Origin of the sequence: Maribacter sp. BPC-D8 (genome assembly GCF_035207705.1) — a bacterium.
Lineage (GTDB): Bacteria > Bacteroidota > Bacteroidia > Flavobacteriales > Flavobacteriaceae > Maribacter.
In genome coordinates, this window is the sequence record NZ_CP128187.1 from 1,657,630 (window position 1) to 1,681,347 (window position 23,718).

Below are 23,718 nucleotides of genomic sequence, written 5' to 3' on the forward strand. Positions count from 1 at the left end.
GTTCAGATGATAGTGTAAAAACACAACATGAAATTCATGAATAAATTTAGTACAGCCTAGATATGACGGTCATAATATGCAACAAAAAACTAAGAATCTAACTCACCGAATTTAATATCAATTCTTTAAAACTGTCAACCTACGTTGTATCGATTCACAATTATAATAAATAAAGAGTTTAAGAGATTCCTTTAATTCTTCTTAGAAATCTAAAAACGATAGTTATAAATTATCTTCATTACGGCTCCCTGTTGTATCGTAAAAAGCCTTCTATTCAGTGCCGTATTGTTTAGCCAATTATGGTTATACACACAATAAATATCGGTACCAGGTGTAATAATCCATCGAAAACGGGTATTAGACCCCAGAATCTCACTTACATCATCAAATTGAATGTTTGACGAAAACGAAATATCAGGTGTAAAATCAAGCCCAAGATCTACCTGGAATAAATTTGTATCAAACCCACTATTCTCAGCTGTTACTTTGCTATGTGTGTACCCACTGCTCAGATTAATACCAGGTATCGGTCGAACGGTCAAACCCAATACCAAGCTAGAAATATTTCCAGTCCAAAATCCCCCGGCTTCATAACCAATTGAGCCCGACACCTTACGAAAGGATGCAGAAGATGCCTCCAATTCGTAACCCCAATTCACATATTCTCCTGTAGGCACGACAACCGAACCGTCATTGAGTATGTCAAAATCTTTATCCAAAAATTCAAAACCTCTAGATACTTCAACACCTAATTTATCTCCAGATTCAAACCTGATAGTTCCCAAGTTAAAGTTAAGATTTTCGGTAAGCAGTTTGTTTTGCAATGAAGACAGATATTCATAGGCAATACCCCATTCTATTTCTCTAATGAATTTACTATTTTCAAACAGAGGGGCATATCCTATTCCTGGTTGTAACCTTTTAAAACCGTTACGTTGATTAAACCCGACCGCTGGATCATACTCATCTCCAAATTCCCTATACGAAACATTACCAAACCATGGTTTGTTAGGAAAATTAAGCCGAAATCCCCTAACTGATCTATCTGATATTGAAGTAGAATCATTAAAAGGAGAAACAGGGTTATGAGCTACAAAAAAGGCGGAAAGCTGCAGTCTTTTATTGCCTAAAAATTCTGAAGTACTTAAGTTTAAATCGGCACCCCATGTTTTCCTATCCTGAACTGGAATACCAAGTAATATATCGTCTTCGGTGCTTCTATGGGTATACAGTACGCCAATAGAACTCTCTTTCCAAAAATTTCGCCTATACCTGCCTACCGTAAAACTTTCTGAATTCAGATTCTCTGCTTTACCTGTTTTTACATGGAGCAGTGCAATATTGTTCTTGCCAACATTGCCGATAATACGACCTCCATAGTTAATAGGAATACGCATTCCATTAACAAGACCAATCCTACGGCTAAAATAAGGGTCAACACCACTAGAAGGGGCAAATTGTAAAATAGAAGACCCTTCAAGAAAAAAATCTCTTTGTTCGGGAAAACGCAAAGGAAAACGAGTAAGATTTATTTGTCGATTGTCAACCTCGGCCTGTGCGAAATCAGTATTGTATGTAAAAGAGGCTTTTAATTGAGATGTTATATTATAATTAATATCAAATCCGAGATCGGCAGAAGTTGCACTAATAGACTCATCATTCTCCATATCATATACTTTGGTAGACTGTGTAATGGCAAAGGGGATAATTTCTAAACCTAATCCCTGCGATGGATCTGTAAGACCCGTTAGAATACCTGCATTCTGAGGTCGAAACAATCCCTGATTACGACGATGACCTGTCCATAATAGCTCTTCGTTCTTACGACGTATACTCCTTTGAAAATTAATTCCCCAGACGTCCTTTTTAGAATCGAAATTAATACTTCGAAAGGGGATTCTAACTTCTGCCGACCATCCAAAATCACCAATATGGGTCCATGCTTTCCAAATACCATCCCAGTCTTTGTTAAAAGTTCCACTCTGACCTGGAGAAATGAGGGCATCACCCCGCAATCCAAACGGATTGATTTCAAAAAAATAGGCGCTTCGCTTGTCCATAAATGTATCAAAAATCCATTTAAAGCTATCGTCTGTTTCAAGTGATGCGTCTCTTCTTTTTTGGAAAGCCTTTATACCTGATGGATTACTATCAAAACATATTACTGAGATATAAAGATTTTGGTTATCGAAGGTGATTCTTACTTCTGTTCGCTCTGTTGGCTCTCCTCCTTCTTTAGGTTCTTGCATAAGAAAATTACCACTGCCCGGTATAGATAACCATAGCTCTTCATCTACAATACCATCTAAACGAAGCTCACCGCCATTGAGCGGATACGCAACTATTTCCTTTGAATCATTTTCATTATTGCTGTCTTGACCAAATCCTAAAATAGGAAGTATGCATATGGCTATTAGATAAATGGCACATTTCAGAGTATTAATAAAGCGATTCTCAAGTACATGTTTATTAATTATTTTCATTTTCAAAGACAAATTATACCACAGGGATATATTAATAATTTAAGAGTGTGATTGTGTAAAAAAAAAGCTATCAAAATTTTAGTACATCCCACTTTTTTTTCTGGGGCACAAGGCTTGAGACGCCTTCGTCTTTAGTTATCAAAAACACTAAAATGATAGCTATTTAATAGAGGTGAAAATAAATACCTTGTAAGCAATCGGGTGCTAAATATGAAGCAGATATTATAAAAATTGAAGCGGAACAATAAAAATATCTAATGTAAAAAATGAAATGACCCTTATCTATAAAAAGAAATCGAATTAGACGGTCTGTAGATCGGCAGGGACTAATAGTATGTTTAAAAGATTAAGGTAACATCTCAAAGTATTTAATTGTTAATTGATAGATTATTTTTTATTAATTCCAAATGGTCTCTGAGAACCAATTTGAGAGTTTTTAAATCCTCACCTATTTTTCGCTTTAGTAGTCGAGTATATATTTGAGTCGTAAAAACTTTATATCTCTTAGTTATTTAAAACCCTTTTCAAGAGGAACACCATTAGAAAATATAACTGTAAAAAGTATGTCTGGCTGAATGAAAAGCTATGTTCTTGTTAATCTCTAAAATAGCAGGCAATAGCTTACCATAATTTAAAGATTAATATTCTTTATACTTTTACAGCATAGCAAGTGCCTAACTCAATAAAGGAATCTAAATAGTTTGTTCATTTCTTCTCTATGGGTAAAATCTAATAATCCCCCTCTATTTCTCTACTTATATGGGCATTAGAAAGCTGTTTCACATCACTATAATACAATCCCTTATAACAAGTAAAATAAAAACCCACAAAACTTAGGTATCAAAGAATGGCTAGATAAAAAACAGATTAATCAACCAAACATTTTTAGAGAACTATTTATGATATTAAACACTAATTTTACCAATTAGAATATACCAAACTGCAACCTTTTCGGTTATAGTAGAAATCTTAATGTAGGTAATACGAGATGTTTAATAAAAAATACACACTTTTAGGCGAAACCATTCAGAAAGGCAAAGGTGCCCAGTTGAATTTAGATATCGCTAAACTACACACCAGAACCAAAATTGAAGTTCCGGTAATTGTACAGCGCGGTAAAAAAGACGGTCCTACCCTATTGATTACAGGTGGTATTCACGGTAATGAAATTAACGGTGTAGAAATTGTTAGGCAAATCGTCTCTAAAAAATTCAACCGTCCAGAATGCGGTATGGTTATTTGTATTCCGGTGGTAAACATATTCGGCTTCTTGAACCAAGCACGTCAATTTCCTGATGGTAGAGATTTAAACAGAGTTTTCCCTGGTAGCTTAAGAGGATCATTGGCAAGCCGTTTTGCGTACCACTTGGTAAAAGATATCGCTCCCGTTATAGATTACTGTATAGATTACCATACCGGTGGTGACAGCCGTTTTAACGCACCACAGATTAGAATTGATAGCGATGATGTTGACGGATTAGCGTTAGCGAAAGTTTTCGGCGCAGAATTCATTGTGAAATCTGCTGGAAGAGAAAAATCGTTTCGTGAAACTTTACATCAGCTTGATAAAAAAGTATTGTTATATGAAGGTGGAAAATCGCTTCATATCGATAGCGAAATAACCGATACAGGAATTGTTGGTGCACTGCGGATGATGCATCATTTAGGTATGCGAAATTTCGAAGAAGAATTAGGCGAATACGCATTAAAAGAAACGGTTCCGAAATTGGTTCATGCCTCTAAATGGGTTCGAGCAAAACATTCGGGCATGTTTCACCCAACAATCAAAATCGGACAAGCAGTAAAAAAGGGAGAAGAAATAGGAAGCATTTCTGGTCCGTTTGGGTATTTTGAGAAGAAAATAAAAGCCAAAGAAACCGGATATGTAATTTGCATCAACGAATCACCAATTGTGAATCAAGGCGACGCGATTTTCCATATTGCTTATGACATTGAGTAGACCTCAAATGCAATTCAATTCTTAATAATCAAACGCTAAAAAGTTAAAGATCACCTGCAATTAAAATCAGCTATCTTACTGACTGAAGGATCATTAACCTTTCATCAGAAACCTAAGCTACCAAATCGAAAACCGAGGTAACTACAGATAAAACATCAATATTTCTTAGCTAAAAAAATATCATAATTCATCGATTTTTCAATGGAAACTCTTCTTTCTGAAAAAATCAATATTCAGCACCTTATTTGTCGAATTTTCAGCACTTTACAACAAAAATAAGGTGCTTTTAAACACACTAAATTGCTTAATTTAAAGTTAAAGATCCTCTCAAGTTGAAATCTTTTAAAACATTGATTACATTAGTGTTAAGCGTATTTTAAAACTCCGTTTTTACATGACTGAAGTAGAAAAAACATTAGATAACAAAAGTGTACGACCAACCGCAATGCGTATTCTTATCTATAAATTTATGGCTAGTAAAAATACAGCCGTTGCTTTGACCGATATTGAAAATGCTTTTGAAAAAGCAGAGCGAACTACACTGTACAGAACTTTAAAAACATTTGAAGAAAAAGGCATTGTTCATCAAATAGATGATGGCACCAATGTTTCAAAATTCGCATTGTGTCAGCCTGGTTGCAATTGCGAGATCGATCAAGATCTGCACTTACATTTTCATTGTAGCCATTGCGACAAAACCGTTTGCTTAACCGAACATAAAATTCCGCATATAAATTTACCCGCTGGCTATATTGCCGAAGATGCCAATTTAGTCATTAAAGGTATCTGCGATTCGTGTAGCGATCATTAAATGCACTTCTGTTGCACGACATCTTTTCAGACCTTGCAGGTATTATGAAAGAGAAGAAAATAGATGCACAAGCATTTACAGCACCCCAAAGTTCATGCGGTCACTGCTGTGGGGACGAACATACGCACGAAGCACCACAACACACATCAAACTTTAAAATATACCTACCGGCAATTATCAGTTTTATCATGCTAGTAATTGGCATGATGGTAGACTATTTTAATACCCTACCATTCTTTGAAGGCTACATACGTTTAGCTTGGTACATCGCGGCATACATTCCCGTTGGTTTACCTGTATTAAAAGAAGGATGGAAAAGCATCAAAAAAGGGAACTTCTTTACCGAATTCTTTTTAATGGGCGTTGCTACTATCGGGGCATTTGGTATTGGCGAATATCCAGAAGGTGTTGCAGTAATGGTATTCTACGCAGTGGGCGAACTTTTTCAAAGTGCTGCGGTTCAGCGTGCTAAAGGTAGTATTAAAGCTTTACTTGATCTACAACCGGATCAAGCCTTGGTTTTCCGTGATCATCATTTTATTTCTGTTTCTCCAGAAGAGGTTAATGTGGGTGAAAAAATACAAGTCAGGGTTGGCGAGAAAGTCCCGCTAGACGGTATATTACGCTCAGAAAAGGGATTATTTAACACCGCAGCCTTAACAGGAGAAAGCAAGCCCGATGCCCTTAAAAAAGGAGATGTCATATATGGCGGAAGCATCAATTTAGACGGAGTTATTGAAATTGAAACTACCAAGGTTTTCAAGGACAGTTCTATTGCCCGTATTCTAGATATGGTACAAAATGCCACCGCTCGTAAATCGAAGACAGAACTCTTTATTAGAAAATTCGCAAAGGTTTATACTCCAATTGTTACGTATCTAGCTATTGCGCTTACATTTTTACCTTACTTTTTTGTCGAGAATTACGTCTTTCAAGATTGGTTGTATCGTGCTTTAGTATTCCTTGTTATTTCTTGTCCGTGTGCATTAGTAATTTCTATTCCGTTAGGATATTTTGGCGGATTAGGAGCAGCTTCACGAAACGGAATACTGTTTAAAGGTGCATCTTTCTTAGACACCATGACCAAAGTAAATACAGTGGTTATGGACAAAACAGGCACTGTAACCAAAGGTGTTTTTAAGATTAAGGATCTCATTAAAGATCAGATCTTTACCGAGGCAGATTTCATGAAGTACTTGATCGCTATTGAAGAACAATCTACACACCCTATTGCGAAGGCAATTTTAGAATATAAGATTGACGGAGGTAAGTTTAAAGCAACAGATGTCATCGAAATTGCCGGTAAAGGATTGAAAGGAACGGTTAACCAAAAATTGGTCTTGGTCGGTAATAAAGCGATGATGTCGGCGAACCAAATAGATGTACCAAAAGAAACTGATGCCATTGTAGCATCTATCGTAATGATGGCGATAGACGGAAAATTCGCTGGTTATGTTACTATTGCCGATGAATTAAAAGAAGATGCTTTAGAAGCAATCAAAGAAATGCGCAAAGCGGGAATTGATAAAATTATTATGCTTTCGGGGGATAAAGATTCCATCACCCAACAAGTAGCACAACAATTAGGTATTGATTGGGCAAAAGGCGGATTACTACCTGAAGAAAAACTGGAAGAAGTAGAAAAGCTTAAGAAGGACCCGAACACCAAGATTGCCTTTGTAGGTGACGGAATTAATGATGCTCCCGTTCTTGCCATTAGTGATGTTGGTATCGCCATGGGCGGATTAGGTAGTGATGTCGCCATTGAAACTGCCGATGTTATCATACAAAATGATCAGCCTTCAAAGATTGCGACAGCCATTAAAATCGTGAATTCGACCCGTAAAATTGTATGGCAAAATATTGCTTTGGCATTCGGTGTAAAACTTATTGTTCTAGCCATGGGCGCTGGCGGTGTCGCAACTATGTGGGAAGCTGTTTTTGCCGATGTTGGTGTTGCGCTATTGGCAATTTTAAATGCGGTGCGATTGCAGAAAATGCAGTGGGATTAAATCTCATTACGAACGTAGTGAAGTAATCTGTTGATTGGTAACCTAAAACTGAGTTGGTGTAGAAATTAGGGAGATTGCTTCGTCGCAAAAAAGCTCCTCGCAAAGACGACTTAGATACAATTCGTCATTACGAACGTAGTGAAGTAATCTGTCTCCTATTAACCTAAAACTCGCTTGGTGTAGAAATTTGGTAGATTGCTTCGTCGCGAAAAAGCTCCTCGCAAAGACGAAACCTAATGTCATTTCGAGCGCAGTTGAGATCTTTTAAGTTAGCATCTCACAAGCTTCGCATTTCGACTGCGCTCAATGTGACATCTTGACCCCAAATTCAAATATTGCACAAATTCAACAGATTGCTTCGTCGCGAAAAAGCTCCTTGCAATTCGTTAGTAACAATCCGTTTTTAGCTGATTGCTTTTTTCAAAGGCTTCGAAAGTGATGTTTTGGTTTCCTTCTAGTATTTTTTCGATGACATCTAGAACATCATGTTGCATGGCTAATGATCCGCAAATCATAATGGCACCATTTTGATTTATTGTTTCCAAAACCAAATCTTTTTGTTCGAAAACAGCATCTTGAACATATTGCTTTTTTCCTTCTCTTGAGAATGAGGTGAATATTTTTAAATATTCACGATTTGAGGCTTCTTTTTGTAAAACAGAATTATAAATCGACACAGAGGCTTCTGATCGCCCTCCCCAGAACATCGAGATATTCTGAGTTGTATTTTCTGAAATCATTCCTAAGAACGGAGCTATGCCGGTGCCATTTGAGATGAAAATTGAATTTTTTGAATTTTCAGGAAAATGGAAATGTTCATTTCGGTCTATGGCAGCTTTTATAGTTTCACCAACTTTTAATCCGAAGAGAAAATTAGAACCTCTTCCTAATTTGTGTTTTTTAATACTTAATAAAATTTCATCTTCAATTCTAGCAATTGAATATTGACGAACCGTATCATCTGCATTCGGAAAAATAGCTAACAGATCTCCCGATGTAAATTCAATTTTAGATTGTGGTTTTATTCTTACTAAAAAAGTATCATCACAATTCAATTCCGTTCGTTCCACCACCTCGAATTCTATTTTCTTATATTTCTTTTTCTTAACGAGTGGTCTTTCTACAGGAATCGTGAATACGACTTTAGTAGTGTATTGAATCATCCACAGTTCAAAAGAATCAAAATCGGACTTATTAATTTTAAAAAGTGGCAATTGTTGCTGAAAGTTTTCAGCTGCTGATAATTGATTATCTAGCTCAATAGCAAACTTACAGTAATCGGGATAATCTAAAGAACCAAAACCAATAACTGAAAAGTCAATTTTATTTGGCTGCTGTATGGTCGAAAATAACGCAGGGAATTTACGGGCATTCGTTGGTGGCTCTCCTTCGCCATATGTTGATGTAAATACAATTATATTTTTTGCCTTCGCATATGTGGTATAGTTATTAAGCTCTGTTAAATAGACCTTCTTACCAGTTTGCAATAATCCGTTATAGAAACGTTGTGCAAAATCGAATGCAGTACCGCTCTCCGACCCTACTAAAATTATATACTCACATTCATCTTTATCTAATACCTGGGCAATTCGTTTTCCTTTCTTTCTACGTTTCAAGGTCATTACAAATCCTGAATACATAAAAAACAAAATAGATGCACTGGCAAGTAAAAGAATTATGGACCAAATGACATTGCCTTCACCCGTATGCAATACCAAACTTAAGCGCGAAGCCATTGTCACAAAAGGGTAATCGCCACTGCGCACTATGGCTCCGGTTTGCTGATTCACTTCCACTTCCCTATCCTGCAACAAAATTAAGTAATATTCATCTGGATCATCTGAAAAAGGAAATTCAACTTGTCGAACAGCCGCTAATGTAGTTTCCTTAAAAAAGGGCACTTCTTTTATATTGTTATAAGCCTTGGCATTTTCATTTACGGCAAGCTCTTGTTGTTCAACATGAGCATCTGGAAGCAGATTAAACTTTTCGGCAGATAAATACACTCCGGTTACAGCAAGAATTACAATAGGAATAAAGAACCAGCGACTTAACACCACGTGGTATCGTAGTTCGAAATAATCTTTCTGGACTTTTGAGAATAATTTCAAGAATCCGCCTTGGCGCTTAGCAAGCAAAACCAAGCCTGTAATAGCAATAATAGCTAAGAATAATGAAATAAGACCGACAAAGAATCGACCTATACTTTTTAAAAATAATGATCGGTGTACATTTGTAGCGAAGGTATATATGTACGGACGCTCTTCCACTTCACCCAACTGCTCACCAGTTACGGGATTCACATAGACATCTAAAGTTTCCATATCCATCGTTAGTACGGAAGCCTTTACGAAGCCTGATGATTCTACTTCTAAACCCAACACTTCGTCGTAGGTATTCTTTAAAGCATCGATGGTAGTAGCCAATGACACTTCTTCTAAATTTTCTACCGCATAACCCTCTGCTTGATGAGAAATGGGTTCAACCGCTAAAATGATTCCCGTTACAGAAGCCACTATCAAGAATAGCGAAGAAACCAAGGCAAGCGTAAGATGGCTATAGCGCCAAATAGAAATTGTCATACGAAGTAAAATAAATAACCTTGGGACAAGCCCGCGAGGCATTGAATTGAAAACATAATTAATATTTCGACGCAAGCGTCGGAGCATTTAAATCTCGAATATCGAGTAGTTTTATAACCTTATATTATTTAAAAACTTCCAGAATGGCTGTACTAAGTCATTCTGGAAGCGTGATTGTAATTGTAAAAATAAACACACTAACTATTAAACTTCATTACGAACCCGCCTAATCGTCGGGCAGGTGCAATCGAGAACTCTTAAGTTAGCTTCTCGCACACCTGGCATTTCGACTGCGCTCAATGTGACACACTAACATGCTAACTCTATTCAACAGATTGCTTCGTCGCGAAAAGCTCCTCGCAAAGACGTTTTCAATTGTACCAAAATATCATTTCGAGCGCAGTCAAGAACTCTTAAGTTAGCATCTAACACACTTGCATTTCGACTGCGCTCAATGTGACAGGCTAACATGCTATCCCTGTTTGACAGATTGCTTCGTTGCGAAAAGCTCCTCGCAATGACGTTATTCTGCTACATGGTAACCTAAAACTCAAATATTGCCACTTTTCAACAGATTGCTTCGTCGCGAAAAGCTCCTCGCAAAGACGTTATTATGCTTCATGGAAACCTAATACTCAAATATTGCCACTATTCAACAGATTGCTTCGTCGCGAAAAGCTCCTCGCAAAGACGTTTTAATAATCTTTACTGAGGCAGCATACGTACGTAACGAATGAACCCTTTTCCTTCTACTTTAGTTGTTAAGTTTTCAGTCGTTAGCGGGAACTGAATATCATCTGCATAATACCCTTGATCCTCTACAGAAGTTTCAAAACGAAGGCTATACCCTTCATCTATTTTATCCGTAGGAATTTGCAAAACATTTAATGCACGTTCTCCGCCACTGATAGTTTCGCCAGAAATAGCATCTATATTCGGGCGATTTTTTCCGTAGAATTTCCACCATTCTGTAATTTCACTGTACCACTCGCTGTCTTTACCTTGCACGTATATGGTCTCTACATATTCATTATCGGCATCAACAATAGATACGATCAAGTAGGCACCTTCGCCAGAATAATTTGTTAATTGAATAAGACACTTTACAGGCGTTTTATCTACCGGAGTAAATGCTGTCAACAAAGACCCGACCAATAGCACTGCCGGAATGTATTTTAAAAATCTTTTCATCTATATATAAGTTTATAAATATGTATCGTTATCAGTTAATTCGGTTATTGCTTTAAGAAATCTAACGATGTGTTCCCTTTCTGCAACACTTCGTTCTCACTTGCCAAATCGTATACCGTTTCTTCAAAATCTGTTGTACTCTTTGCGTCTGCACCTTTAGCTAACAAGAATTTAAGCAACTTATCATTCTCAGCCTTCATAGCTGCTAAATGCAATGCCGTTATACCCTCATCGTTTTTAGCATTGATATCGATATTAAAATCGGATACCTTTTTCAATAACTCAAGGTCATTTTTCTTAGCAGCAACGTGGTATAAGGTGTTCCCTTTGCCTTGAACAGTATTAAACTTTAATCCTTTAGATTTCAACAAAGCCAACTTTGCATCAAAAGCAGCAGCATTTCTTTTACTGTATGAATCTGCCAAGTAAAAAGCCGCAGTATTTCCGGTAGCATCTTTTGCATTAATATCTGCACCTTTTTCTATTAGAAATGCTACAACATCTGCTTTATTATCATGAGCTGCAAGCATAAGTGCAGTTTCACCACTATTGTTGGCTACATTGACATTGGTTATATTTTTTGCTAATAATTGAACCATAGCAAGTTCGTTTCTAGCAGCAGCGTTTAAGAACGGAGTGTTACCCTCTTCATCCGTTTGGTTGACATCTGCACCAGCGTTTAAAAAAAGCTCAAAAATAGCAGCATCTTTAGTACCAAAAGCCAAACGATGTAATGGCGTACTACCACTTTTCTCAACAATATTAGGTTCCAAACCTAGACCTTTTAAATAAGTATAGACCGGTAAGCCATTACTGAATCCGCGTCCGCCTTGCGATGCGAACATGAAAGCATTACCACCATTATTGTTTAATGATTTATAATCAACTCCCTTTTCAACCAACAGTTTTAGAAAATCGATATTTCCTTTTTTAGAAGCATAATTGAAAATTCCGTTACCGTCATTATCCTTACTATCTAGAGCAAGACCTTTACTTAAAAAGAAATCTAACTCCTTTTCGTTCTTTAAAGAAGCTGCAGCTAGCAATAATACGTTAGCCCCATGTTCATTTTTCTCTTCAGCTAAATTCACACCCTTCTTTTCGAAAGCGTTATAAACCGCAGGGTTTGTAAGTCCGGCATTTGCACCAAAAGCAAGTGGTGTAAAACGGTGACTATCTAGAGCCGTAACCGACGCACCGTTATCTAATAAATACTTTACTAATTCGGCATCGCCAGAATAACTTGCCCAATGTAAATAGATACGGCTATCATGAGTTTTTTTATCTACCCCATTACCATCTAGAGAAACTAAATACTTAATTACTTCGGTATCTTGCTTAGTGGTAATTGCCAATGTTGTAGCATCAAAAGAGTTGCTATCAGATTCAGCCGGATCATTACCTTCTGCAATTTTTTCTTTTAAAGTAGCAAGATCAGGGTTCGTTTTCCAGAATATACGATCTAACAATTCGTTCTTCTCTTGCGCTATACTTGTAAAGCTTACAAATAATAGAGCGGTTAGGGCTATTTGTTTTACAATTTTCATGTTCTTATTTTTTAACAAATGATTCAATTACTTCTTCAATTTCACCTTCTTGATCATATTCTTCATCAAAAAGATATTTATACAATACTTTATTATCTACTTTCTCTTCTAAAGACAAGTCTTTATTACGACCATAAACAGCATCCCACTTAGAACGTACAATGGTCCATTTCTCCGTATTTTCTTTCCACCAAGCAGCAGCTGCAGCACATCTGCTATCATCGACCTTAACATAGGTATTGTATCCTTTTTCTTGAGCTACAATAACATCTTCTTTACCGGTTTCACGAATTACCTTGGTATTGTCTTGATCATGCAACCAACCATAATCGGTAACCTCATGACGGTTGCCACGAACGGTTAAATTATAATCACTTCTTGTGGTGTACTCACGTCTTGGCAACGGTGCATCGGCAGTATTTTCCCAAAAACTCTTTCCGTCTACATGAACCCAAGTAGAAGACCCCTCATACCGCGGACTATCATCTACCTGAAACACTTTCTGTGTCCACTGCCCTTTTACATTATTAGCAGGTAGCTTCTTAAATGTCCATGTATTATCGGCATTATAAGAATATAGGTCGGTGTTCTCGAACAACCAATCTTGTCTCCAATGCTTAACTATATGTGGAGCTGCCGGGCTACCAACTTGTAATAAATGTTGAATAGAAATTTTATCACCCTCATCTACAATTAACTCTGCCCACTCTAAGCCTTTATCAACTTTCGTTTTAGATGGCTTGTAAAGCGAGTCTGTGCTATAATTAAAGGTTTCTGCGAATTTAAAAGTCACTTCATAACAACCACACATACTCTTTATAGCTTCGCGGTCTCTCTTCTTTTTATCTTTTTGTGAAAAGGCACTTATTGAAACAAGCAGTGCCATGGCAATGGTAACAGGTGTTCTCATGAGGTATTGATTTATTGTTTACTGGTTCGATGACAAAAATAACTATTTTTATTTATTCTAAATAAGAATTGTTTATATATTTGCTTCATTATTCATAATTAGTCTAAATAAGCATAATGCGATTTCAGCTTACCCCATTACTAATATTAATTGGTTTCCAAATCACCATTGCACAAAGTAATACTGAACGTTCTAACGACTCCATCTTATCGCAGCAATTAGATGAAGTAATAGTTACTGCCACTAGAACCGAACGCCAATTATCATCGTTACCCCTGCCCGTTACGTTAGTAGGTAAAAAGCAAATTATAAAATCGGGTACCGTACGCTTAAACGAAATACTTAATGAGCAAACAGGTATTATAACTGTAGCTGATGAAAGCGGATTTCAAGGGGTACAAATACAAGGTATAGCATCAGACTATATTCTTATACTTATTGACGGTGTTCCGCTAGTGGGTAGAAGTGCCGGTAATTTTGATTTAAGCCGACTTACTGTTGCTAATATCAAACAAATTGAAGTAGTCAAAGGTCCCGCGAGCAGTTTATACGGCTCTGAAGCCTTGGGCGGCGTGATAAATATCATCACTGAGAAACCTAAAACAGAAGACCTAAACGGTAATGCATCCTATAGAATAGGAAGTTTTATGCAACAAGATATTAACCTAGATTTAAAGCAAGGATTTAAAAAGTTTCGCTACGGATTCTTTGCAAACCGATTTTCATCCAACGGATATGACCTAAATGAAGAAACAGAAGGGCAAACCGTAAATCCGTTCACGAACTATACTTTAAACGGAAGGGTGTATTATGATTTTAATGATAAACTATCCCTCTTCACATCTGGGCGGTTCTATGACCAAAATCAAGATGCAGGTTTCACGGTAGACAGTATACAATACCAGGGCGACACGAAAGAACGCGAATGGAACGCACATGCAAGACTAGATCATAAATGGACCCCAAATCTCACCATGGCATATGAGCTATATTATACCAATTACGTTGCCACCGAATTATTAGCAGATCCCATTTCAACCGATGTGCTCAGTGATAGCGATTTTAATCAACAACTATTTCGCCCAGAGGTACGCGGTAGCTATTCATTTTCAACTGCAGACGATAATAATACTGGGTTTGAAAATGGAACTTTAACCGCCGGATTAGGATTACAAGTAGATGAATTAGACAGAACCTACTTTGATGAGACGGTTAATTTCACCTCTGAATACGTATATGCGCAATACGATTTTAACCCTATTGAAAAACTAAATGTTATTGCCGGTGCCAGGTTTGACAATCACTCTGAATATAACAATCAATTCAGTCCGAAATTAGCATTGCGCTACCAGTTAAACGAGAACCTAGCTATTAAAGGATCAGTAGGCTACGGTTTTAAAGCACCAGATTTTAGGCAGCTGTATTTTGACTTCACCAATTCTGCCGTTGGCTATACCGTATTAGGTTATAATGTTGCTCTAGATAAATTGCAAGAATTAGAAACGCAAGACCAAATTCTTAGCGTGCTCGTTACCGATGAAGACCTTAGCAAACCTTTAGAAGCAGAAAGTTCTATTGGCTACAATTTAGGTTTTAATCTAAAACACGGTCGCGGTAACACCGAAGTAAATTTCTTTAGAAATGATTTTAAAAATTTAATAGATACCCGCATAATTGCCCGTAAGACCAACGGACAAAATGTGTTCAGCTATATGAATTTCGATGAAATATACACAACAGGTTTCGAAATCAACTCTGCCTATAAACTGACCAACAACCTAAATATAAGTGCCGGATACCAATTGCTCTATGCTTTTGACAAACAGAAAAAACAAGATGTAGCAGATAACCAAGTATTTGTACGTGATGCAACAAATGGGCAATCGGTCGTACTATCAAAATCTGACTATTTTGGGTTGGTCAATCGCTCTCGCCACAACGCTAATTTTAAGGTTTACTATGATTTACCTAAGGCAAACACCAATGTAAATATGCGTGTTCTGTACCGAAGTAAATATGCGCAATATGACACCAACGGCAACGGACTCATAGATAGTTTTGACTCCAGTTTCATTGATGGGTTCGTAACTGTAAATGCAGCGGTGAGCAAAACATTTTATCAAGATTTTACACTACAGGTAGGTGCCAATAACCTTTTGGACTATACCGATAACAATATCCCGACAATGCCGGGAATTCAAGCATACGTAAAACTTAATTATCAATTCTAACCCACCTGACAACGCGCAGGTTTTAATCACATTTACCATGACGAAGAACATTTTAGCAGTAGCATTTTTAGCGGTAGCATTCGCTTCTTGTAGCAACGATGATGACAGTACACCAGTAGAGCCAATACAAACCGAAACGGTAAGCAACCTATATGCTCCACAAACAGGAGGGCAAGGACAACCTGTTGGCGGAGCGTTTACAAAGTTTGATTTTGAAACCAGCTTAGAGACCACAAGCGACACTGATTGGGATGTTGCATTTAGGGGTAGTACTATTGCCATTAACGGTGGCGCTGTAACAGGTACCGAAGATGAGCCAGAAAGAAACGGAAATGTTGGTGTCGCCGAAGTAACAGGTACTTTGGCAAGTGTAACCACAGCAGACGATCTCACTTTTAACCAAGATGCAGATGCATCATTTGCCATAGCAACAGGTAGTGATAACGGTTGGTACAACTACGCAGGCGACCCAACTCATTTAATTACGCCTATACCAGGTAAGGTGTTTGTATTTAGAACTACAGCTGGTAATTATGTCAAAGTAGAGATTATTAGCTACTATGAAAATGCCCCTACTGAACCAGATGCATTTACAGATGCTACACCATACTACACCTTCAACTATGTTTATAACCCTAACGAAGGGGAAACTTCTTTTGAGTAGTTTATTTTTTTGATTTAAGTTGTTTATAAAAGCTCGTCTGTAAAAGACGGGCTTTTTTTTGTTTTTATACTTTTAAAATAAACGGTAGCAAACGTATATTAACCGGTTAATATACTGCTATGTTATTGTATTCATTGGTATTACCAAGTTATTGACTACATTGTATCTAAAATAGATATAAAGTAACTTGTTACTTTATACAATTGTTACCAAAAATACTAAACAACTTTTTCAGAAACTTCAAAATTCTGCAAATGGAATTAACTATTCGAGATTAAAAGGGTTGAATTTGAATTTATTGAATACAAAGATTGCGTATGGACTTCCTACTCGAACGTAATCTGAACGAAGAAGGACTTTTGAGCAAGTTTACGCAGATGGACTTCACTCGCGCGGAATTAATAGGACGTAGTAATATATATTTCAAAGTTTTATGTTTATACCCGTTTTCACCTTACTCACACTTACGATAATAGCATTAACTATATTTGTAATTAAAAAAAAAGATAGAAGAACTACAATCATTATTGGCAGTATATTTCTTGGAATCTTACTATTGATAGGTCTGTTTATTATGTTCGTTATAATTCAGTTCGGCAGAGGTTGGGGTTAAATACTTAATATTAGTGTTGAGAAAAGTACTTTTGGTAACAAAACCTAAACGTAATGCGGACTTGGGACTAAAACGAAAGGTCTGTGTATATTTATAATGTCGCTAAATCTTATTGATTTAGCTTTGGATAAGAAAAATAAAACTAAACAATAAGCTTTAGCTTCGTGCGTAGACGGAAACGAAAAGTTTCCATGCCACCGCACTACGCTTAGCTAAAACGTTACCTGCAAGCTAAAAAAAGCCAGCCGCACAAATAGCACATTTGGTTTTTGCCGACACACGAGCCAAAACTTAAAAAACCAAAAGAGCTATTTTTTGCCAACCCAGATGAGATTAAAATTAAAATATGAGTAAAGAAATAGTATCTGCAAGCGGAGAAAGAGCAGCAATGGGTGGTTATTTGCCTCAATTTGATGAGTTCGCTTGGTTTGTCTATTTGAATCTAATAAACAAAAAACTTGAATGGATTCGAATAGCAGACCCCAAAGCTGAGAAACTAGATGACATTCAGTATTCAACTCATTCAGAAATTCATGCCTATCAAGTAAAATGGACTATTGCTGATGCGAATATTTCATTTGCAAACTTTACTGATTTACTACCATTAATCGCTTCTAGTTGGAAAAATTTAAAAGCAGTTAATCCTAGCAAAAAAATAATCCCTCATTTAATCACTAACAAACCAACTTCCTCCAATGACAGCTTGAAGGATGACAACGCAAAAAAAATTGGTTCATTTGAAGACTTTATTTCTGAAGTTTGGGTGAAGATCAAATCGAATCAATCTTTTGATGACAAATGGAACCCAATCATTGCAGAACTCAAAAAAACTTCAGCTCTTACTGAATCCGAATTTGAAGAATTTATCCATTACTTTGATTTTCAACCAGATTACAAACAGAAGCAATTTAATGTAAGAAATACTAAATACTCTAAAGAAGACGAAGACCTTCAACAGATTAGCAGATTTATTATTGAAAAAGTTGCCAGTCCAGAAAGATCAGTTGAATTCAATCGTCAAGAAATTATTAAAGAATTAGGATGGTCTGACAGATTTAAAACCATATTTAATCATGAATTAATAGTTGATAGACGAAGTTACCAGCCTATCCAATCAACAATTGACTTATTAAACGCAAAGTTAACTGAACATAAAAATGGATATCTATTTTTACAGGGAGGCCCAGGTTCTGGTAAATCTACCTTATTAAACCAGTGGTCTAAAGGGTTAAGTCAACGAATTGTAAGATATTTTGCATTTGACTTTGTTAATCCCTCTTCAAATTTGAACTTTCATGAAAGAGGAAATGCTACCCATCTCTTTTTTGATTTGGTTTTCCAATTAAAAGAAGCGGGCATTTATAAAAGGGATATTCTCCCCTATAAAGATTTAATCTTTTTAAAGGAAGTTTTCAGTGAACAGTTAAAAGCAATTAGTCAAGACTTTAAAAAAAATGGTCAACCAACTATACTTATAATTGATGGTTTAGATCATGTTCCTAGAGAATATAAAATTACCGCAAATAGCTTCTTACAAGAACTTCCACTACCAAATTCGCTCCCTGAAGGAGTATACATTATTTTAGGAAGTCAAACATTTGAACTTGAGGATATACAACAAGAAATTCAAGCTGAATTTCAAAATGGAAGTAGAACAATCCAAATTGATTCCTTAAAAAAGGAAGAAGTATACACATACATAGATACGATTGATTATCCAACAAGATTAAGTAATTCACAAAAGCTAAAAATATTTGAAAAATCACAAGGTCACCCTTTATACCTATCATATTTGATTGGAAAAATTAGTGAAGCTGATTCAGTTGAAGATGCAATAGAATCGTTTGATACAATTGATGGTGATATAGACAATTATTACAAGAAAATATGGAAGCCTATCCAAAAAGAAGAGGATTTGATAAACCTATTAGGTTTAATGACAAGAATTAATGGCTCAATAAGCCTTTCCTTTATTCAAGAATGGGATTTTGATCGTAAGGTTCTAAAATCATTCAAAGAAAAAGCTAAAGTTCTGTTTAATGAAACAGAAAAAACTTTGTCTTTCTTTCACAATTCCTTTAAACAATTCCTTCTCCAGCATACTGCTTTAGACTATTTAACGGATGAAATTGACCCGAAAGTAAATCTAGAATATCACATTCAACTTGCTAATTTCTATAGAAATTCTAAGGTGGAGAAATCATGGAAACAAAACCACCACCTATTTAAAGCTAAGCAATATGACAAGTTTATTTCAGAAGTTACACCAGATAATTTCACCTCCCAATTATTAAACTTCAGACCAGCAGAAGATATAAAGCAGGATGCAAAACTAGGAATTGAAATAGCGCTGCAGACTAAGAACATCAATATACTCATAAGATATCTGTTTTCATTAGCCGAAATCGAAAGAAGACTATTCAATATAGATCCTGCGGCATTTACAGAAGAGTTATTATTTTTAAATAAATACGACTTAGCACGAGATTATCTAAGAACAGGTAACACTCTACATTGTAGTGAATCATATGCATTTAAAGCCTGTCGCTTGTTTATTGAATTTGGATACAAATCAGAAGGAGCCACTCTATACAATTTGGCCTATCCAGAGATTATCACAAATACTGGGATTCACATTGATGATTCACATAGGTATGAAGAAATAAGGGACTCTTTAGAGGAATGGATTTATACATCACCATATTTTGAAACAACGGAGAATATTCTCTTAATTATTAATAACATTAAATTCTCTGAAGGTATACAAGAAAATAGATTCGAAGAAAAGGAATCTGATTTACTATTACGATTACTTTCTAATCTTGGTTATAGTTTAATAGATCAAAACAAATGGGATGATTTTAATGTAGTTGTCAAACAAATAGACACCAATTCTTCGAAAGGTAAAACCGCATTTTTCGAGCTTGTTCAGTATTGCATTGAACAATGTCTTGATCTTAACGATAGTAGACGTGCAAACGAATATTTATTATTATTAACAGCTCATTTCACAATAGAGAAGGCAAAATCAATTGGCAAAATATACATTGCTGATTTAATTTATAAAGTCACCAGAGACGTTGATGAAACATATAATTGGATTAAGGATGTTAAACAACCTTCAAACGTAGGAAAAGACCGACTAGGGTATGATGATTCATTAGACGCTTTTCTTCCATTAATCAAACTTAACAAGTTACTTAATATTTGCGAAAAAGGAGTATCCATTACTTCTGCAATTCCAGCTGCTGATAAAGGTGCAGATGAAGAAATTTTAGTAGAATTTGAAAGAATGTTATGTCTTACAGCTCAAATTCTAGCTGATGGAATTTTACAAAAACCAGTAGCTACTGATATTACTAAAAGAGTAATTCCAATTGTCAGGTTTTACTATAAAGAAATATCTCATCGAAACAACTATTGGTACAAACTAACACAGTCTAAAGGTCAATATTTTGATTACTTGGTTTCTGCTGTTTCCAAACTTAATGCTAAAAGCTTAGAAAACATAGGTGATTATTTGTTCAATGAATTTCATGAGAAGCCAAAATATTGGAGTACCAGTATCCAACGAAAAATCATTAAATCATTATTAAATCATGGATTTAACCCTAAAAAAGCGATATCACAGTTAAGAAGCTTGGAAGACTCTATGTTAATGGATCACGATATCGATGGGCGTATTACCGAGTGCTTATCTCATGCGAAGGTATGGTTCATATTAGGTAAGCCTGAGGAAGGTGAAAAATGGCTCAAACAAGCAATTCAAGAATCTATCGGAGTTGGTTATAGAAAAGATTATCAATTTAGTACATGGATTGATTGGCTACGAAAAATTAACCTTAAAGACCCATCAGTAGGTTCTGAAAGAATAAAATGGTTCTTATCTCATTTGAATCATATAAAAGAAACCACTGAAGGAAGAGCTTATTGGAATGCCTCTGAAGAGTTATTAGAAGTAACATATGAACATAACCTGAATGATGGTCTTGAGCAGACGATTTGGCAATTAGATAATGATCTAATAGATTTTAAAGATTCTATTACTCTTTTTATCAAATATTTCATCATTAGAACGAAAAATGAAGAAGATTTCAAAAGTATAGTTCAACTATACAATAGTTTATATCTGCTTCTTACTGAATCAGCCAATTCTTCCCTACTTAAACATATTTTAGACAAAGGATATGAAATTGTAAAAGAAGATTTTTTACGAGAACATGTACCTGATATTATTTCGTCTATAAATGTTAAAGCTTACGAAGAATCCAGACATTATTTACTTTCTGAAATTAATAGCTTCTTTTTATCAAAAGAGCTAAGAATAGAAGACTATTATTCGGATTTCACGATACCTACAAAAAAAGAAAGTGATAGCTCGTCATCTTCTTCTAATACCTTGACTTTAAAACCAGATTATCAAAACATTGATGAAAAGGAAGTACTAGAAAGAGTTACAAATTTTGTTGATTTCAAAAAAATAATTCAAGAAGAAGATCAAGCAAATTCATCCTTTAATTGGTCAAAAGTTATAGAAAAAATAACTCCATTATTGTCTTCAACACAAATAAAAGAAATTACCAGTTTAGCGAAAATTGGAAGAAGGGAGTCAGACTTCTATGCTAAATTAAGTGAAGCTGCTTTGAAACTTAAAGACAAAGAACTCGCAACAAGTTTAGCCAACAAAAGTATTGAGTTGTCGAGCGAGTCAGGATGGGTTAAATATTATGATGGAGGTACGCGAATCAACGCTTTTAATGCACTAAAGCAAATCAATCCTATCCTCTCATCTAATAAGGCATTTGAAGTGTTCGCTTATGATATAGTAAGCGGTAATTATCCTAGTTCGTATATAGAACATCTTGAAGACATAGTTCCATTACTAACGGAAAACTACATTGAAGAAGAGCTTTGGATTGAAATATTTGGTTACTTACAGAGGCTAATGTCAAACAGTAAACCAGTTGAAGATTTACCTACTCTTTCATCAATAAGTCAGCCAATCATAGAAACGTTGGTCGATTACATCGTGTATTTATCAAAGAATCCTGTCTCAATAATAAAGGAACAATCTACTCTGCTATTGGCAAAGTATATTAATCAGAATAATGACTATGCATTGACGCAACTACTGAATGGAAATGTAGATGATTATTTCTCCATGGATGTAATTATAGCACTGTCTGAGCTAAGCTTTCCAAATCTTCAACTACTCAAATCAAAAATTCAAAATCTATCCATATCTAAGGACTATCAGTTAAGAGAAAATGCAAAAATTATATTGACTGAATTGGAAGAAGATATTCCCATTCCAAAAAGCATAAAACTACCAAGTGTATATTCTCTTATTATTCCCGAACCTAAACGGATAGAAATTGATAAAGAGATTGACCCCTATTTCCCAGATGTTGATATTAATGATCCTAGAGACTTAATAAGACCGTTTGAATTCCAAATCCGAGTGTTATCCAAGGAATCTGGAATTTCTGAATCAAATCTCATTTATAGAGCTCATTCTATAATGAAAGAAATTGGACAGGAGGAAGAATGGACTGTTGAATATGAAAAAAAACTTAGAAGTCATTTAGAAGAAATTTACTTAAAATACTCCTACCCAAGACCAAGAGTTATTGCAGCTCGAAGAGCCATAATGCATGTGACTACTGAATTAATAGATTCTGGGACTATAGATAATAAGCAAATTGGAAGTGTTTTTAAATCACATGATTATGTCGTTCCACATTTCAATGAATTAGCAAAACCAGTATTTATTCAAACAATTAAAGAAAGAGATTTTGGCGGAGTTGGAAATGATTGGCTGGATAGAATAAATGAATCATCAAGATTAGATGAACCTCTATTGGATTATAAGGATAACTTCAAAGTAGTTGCGGAATACAGTCAAGTTAAAAACTTGGATTGGGGATCACCAACTGAAGATTATATGTGGCAAATTGCTCTCAATAATGAATTAGGTGAAAACGAAGACTATATTTTTGGTTCTGTCTTTCATCAATTAAGTAGCAATTATTATGAGTTAAGAGGAGGTGGACATTTTGTTGTTGTAATTAGAGATCATAGATTCGATCAATTTGATTTAAAATCCAAATGGATTGCTATTAATCCTGTTTTAGCAAGGCATTTAGGATGGGAACCTGAACCAACCAAATTATTTGCTTGGAAAAACTCTCAAGGTGAACTAATGGCTGAATCTATTTATTGGTCAAACGGGAACATTCATATGACGCCACGTAAAGATGGAGAAGTTGGAGAAGGGTGGTTTGTTATTGTTTCAGAAGATGGATTAGAACAGCTTAAATCTATCGAGAAGAACTTGTTTCTTCAAAAGAAATTAATGCGATCAAAATATGAAGATTCTGTTTTAATGAATAATCAAATATTTAACGTAACAAGAATTTAATGATGAATCCCAACACCTTTATCCATACACATTGCCAAGTCGCTCAAAAGCCAGCCGCTAAAGCCAAAACTTGGCAAAGAGTATGTCTTCTGCCAACGCTAGCAAGTTTGCGGAAAGAAAAGCCAGACAGGTAACAATGTATAAAAAACATAGGGCGTTTGTGCTAAACCGAAAGGTCTGTGAATACTAAAAAAGTCCGCTAAATATAAAATTTGGCATTTATAGACGAAAAAATAAAAGCAAAATATTTATATTTAGCTAAGTAATAAACCGAAACGAAAGTGCTTATTTAT

The 23,718-nt window shown here is 35.6% G+C and carries 11 protein-coding genes; 6 read left to right on the forward strand and 5 right to left on the reverse strand.

Annotation, left to right across the window (positions count from 1 at the left end; all coding sequences use genetic code 11):
• Positions 1-209: 209 nt before the first annotated feature.
• Positions 210-2,483: a carbohydrate binding family 9 domain-containing protein gene (locus tag QSV08_RS07500; RefSeq protein WP_324027779.1), complete on the reverse strand. Its 2,274-nt coding sequence runs from the start codon at positions 2,481-2,483 to the stop codon at positions 210-212.
• A gap of 988 nt (positions 2,484-3,471) precedes the next feature.
• On the opposite strand from QSV08_RS07500, the gene QSV08_RS07505 reads away from it, so the two are divergent.
• From QSV08_RS07505 to QSV08_RS07515, 3 genes are all read left to right on the forward strand, one after another.
• Positions 3,472-4,443: a succinylglutamate desuccinylase/aspartoacylase family protein gene (locus QSV08_RS07505; RefSeq protein WP_324027780.1), complete on the forward strand. Its 972-nt coding sequence runs from the start codon at positions 3,472-3,474 to the stop codon at positions 4,441-4,443.
• 394 nt (positions 4,444-4,837) lie between these two features.
• Positions 4,838-5,254, forward strand: a complete 417-nt coding sequence (locus tag QSV08_RS07510; protein ID WP_324027781.1) for a Fur family transcriptional regulator — start codon at positions 4,838-4,840, stop codon at positions 5,252-5,254.
• Positions 5,255-5,298: 44 nt separating this feature from the next.
• Positions 5,299-7,266: a heavy metal translocating P-type ATPase gene (locus QSV08_RS07515; RefSeq protein WP_324027782.1), complete on the forward strand. Its 1,968-nt coding sequence runs from the start codon at positions 5,299-5,301 to the stop codon at positions 7,264-7,266.
• A 386-nt stretch (positions 7,267-7,652) separates the two neighbouring features.
• On the opposite strand, the gene QSV08_RS07520 is transcribed toward QSV08_RS07515, so the two are convergent.
• The 4 genes from QSV08_RS07520 to QSV08_RS07535 all read right to left on the reverse strand — a co-directional run bounded on the left by QSV08_RS07520 (position 7,653) and on the right by QSV08_RS07535 (position 13,496).
• The gene (locus QSV08_RS07520; RefSeq protein WP_324027783.1) at positions 7,653-9,848 is read right to left on the reverse strand and encodes a PepSY domain-containing protein; all 2,196 of its coding nucleotides are present in this window, start codon (positions 9,846-9,848) and stop codon (positions 7,653-7,655) included.
• A gap of 705 nt (positions 9,849-10,553) precedes the next feature.
• Complete coding sequence (locus QSV08_RS07525; protein WP_324027784.1) at positions 10,554-11,039, reverse strand: DUF2271 domain-containing protein; 486 nt, start codon at positions 11,037-11,039, stop codon at positions 10,554-10,556.
• Between the two features lie 44 nt (positions 11,040-11,083).
• A complete protein-coding gene (locus tag QSV08_RS07530; RefSeq protein ID WP_324027785.1) occupies positions 11,084-12,586 on the reverse strand; it encodes an ankyrin repeat domain-containing protein in 1,503 nt (500 codons plus the stop codon).
• A gap of 4 nt (positions 12,587-12,590) precedes the next feature.
• Positions 12,591-13,496, reverse strand: a complete 906-nt coding sequence (locus tag QSV08_RS07535) for a DUF6607 family protein (protein WP_324027786.1) — start codon at positions 13,494-13,496, stop codon at positions 12,591-12,593.
• A gap of 116 nt (positions 13,497-13,612) precedes the next feature.
• On the opposite strand from QSV08_RS07535, the gene QSV08_RS07540 reads away from it, so the two are divergent.
• The 3 genes from QSV08_RS07540 (at position 13,613) to QSV08_RS07550 (ending at position 23,425) form a co-directional block, all read left to right on the forward strand.
• Positions 13,613-15,727 carry a TonB-dependent receptor plug domain-containing protein gene (locus tag QSV08_RS07540; RefSeq protein ID WP_324027787.1) on the forward strand — a complete coding sequence of 705 codons (2,115 nt, stop codon included), beginning with the start codon at positions 13,613-13,615 and terminating at the stop codon, positions 15,725-15,727.
• A gap of 37 nt (positions 15,728-15,764) precedes the next feature.
• Entirely contained in the window at positions 15,765-16,391 is a 627-nt protein-coding gene (locus QSV08_RS07545) for an HmuY family protein (RefSeq protein WP_324027788.1), read from the forward strand.
• 959 nt (positions 16,392-17,350) lie between these two features.
• Complete coding sequence (locus QSV08_RS07550) at positions 17,351-23,425, forward strand: NACHT domain-containing protein (RefSeq protein WP_324027789.1); 6,075 nt, start codon at positions 17,351-17,353, stop codon at positions 23,423-23,425.
• The last annotated feature ends 293 nt before the right edge of the window (positions 23,426-23,718 follow it).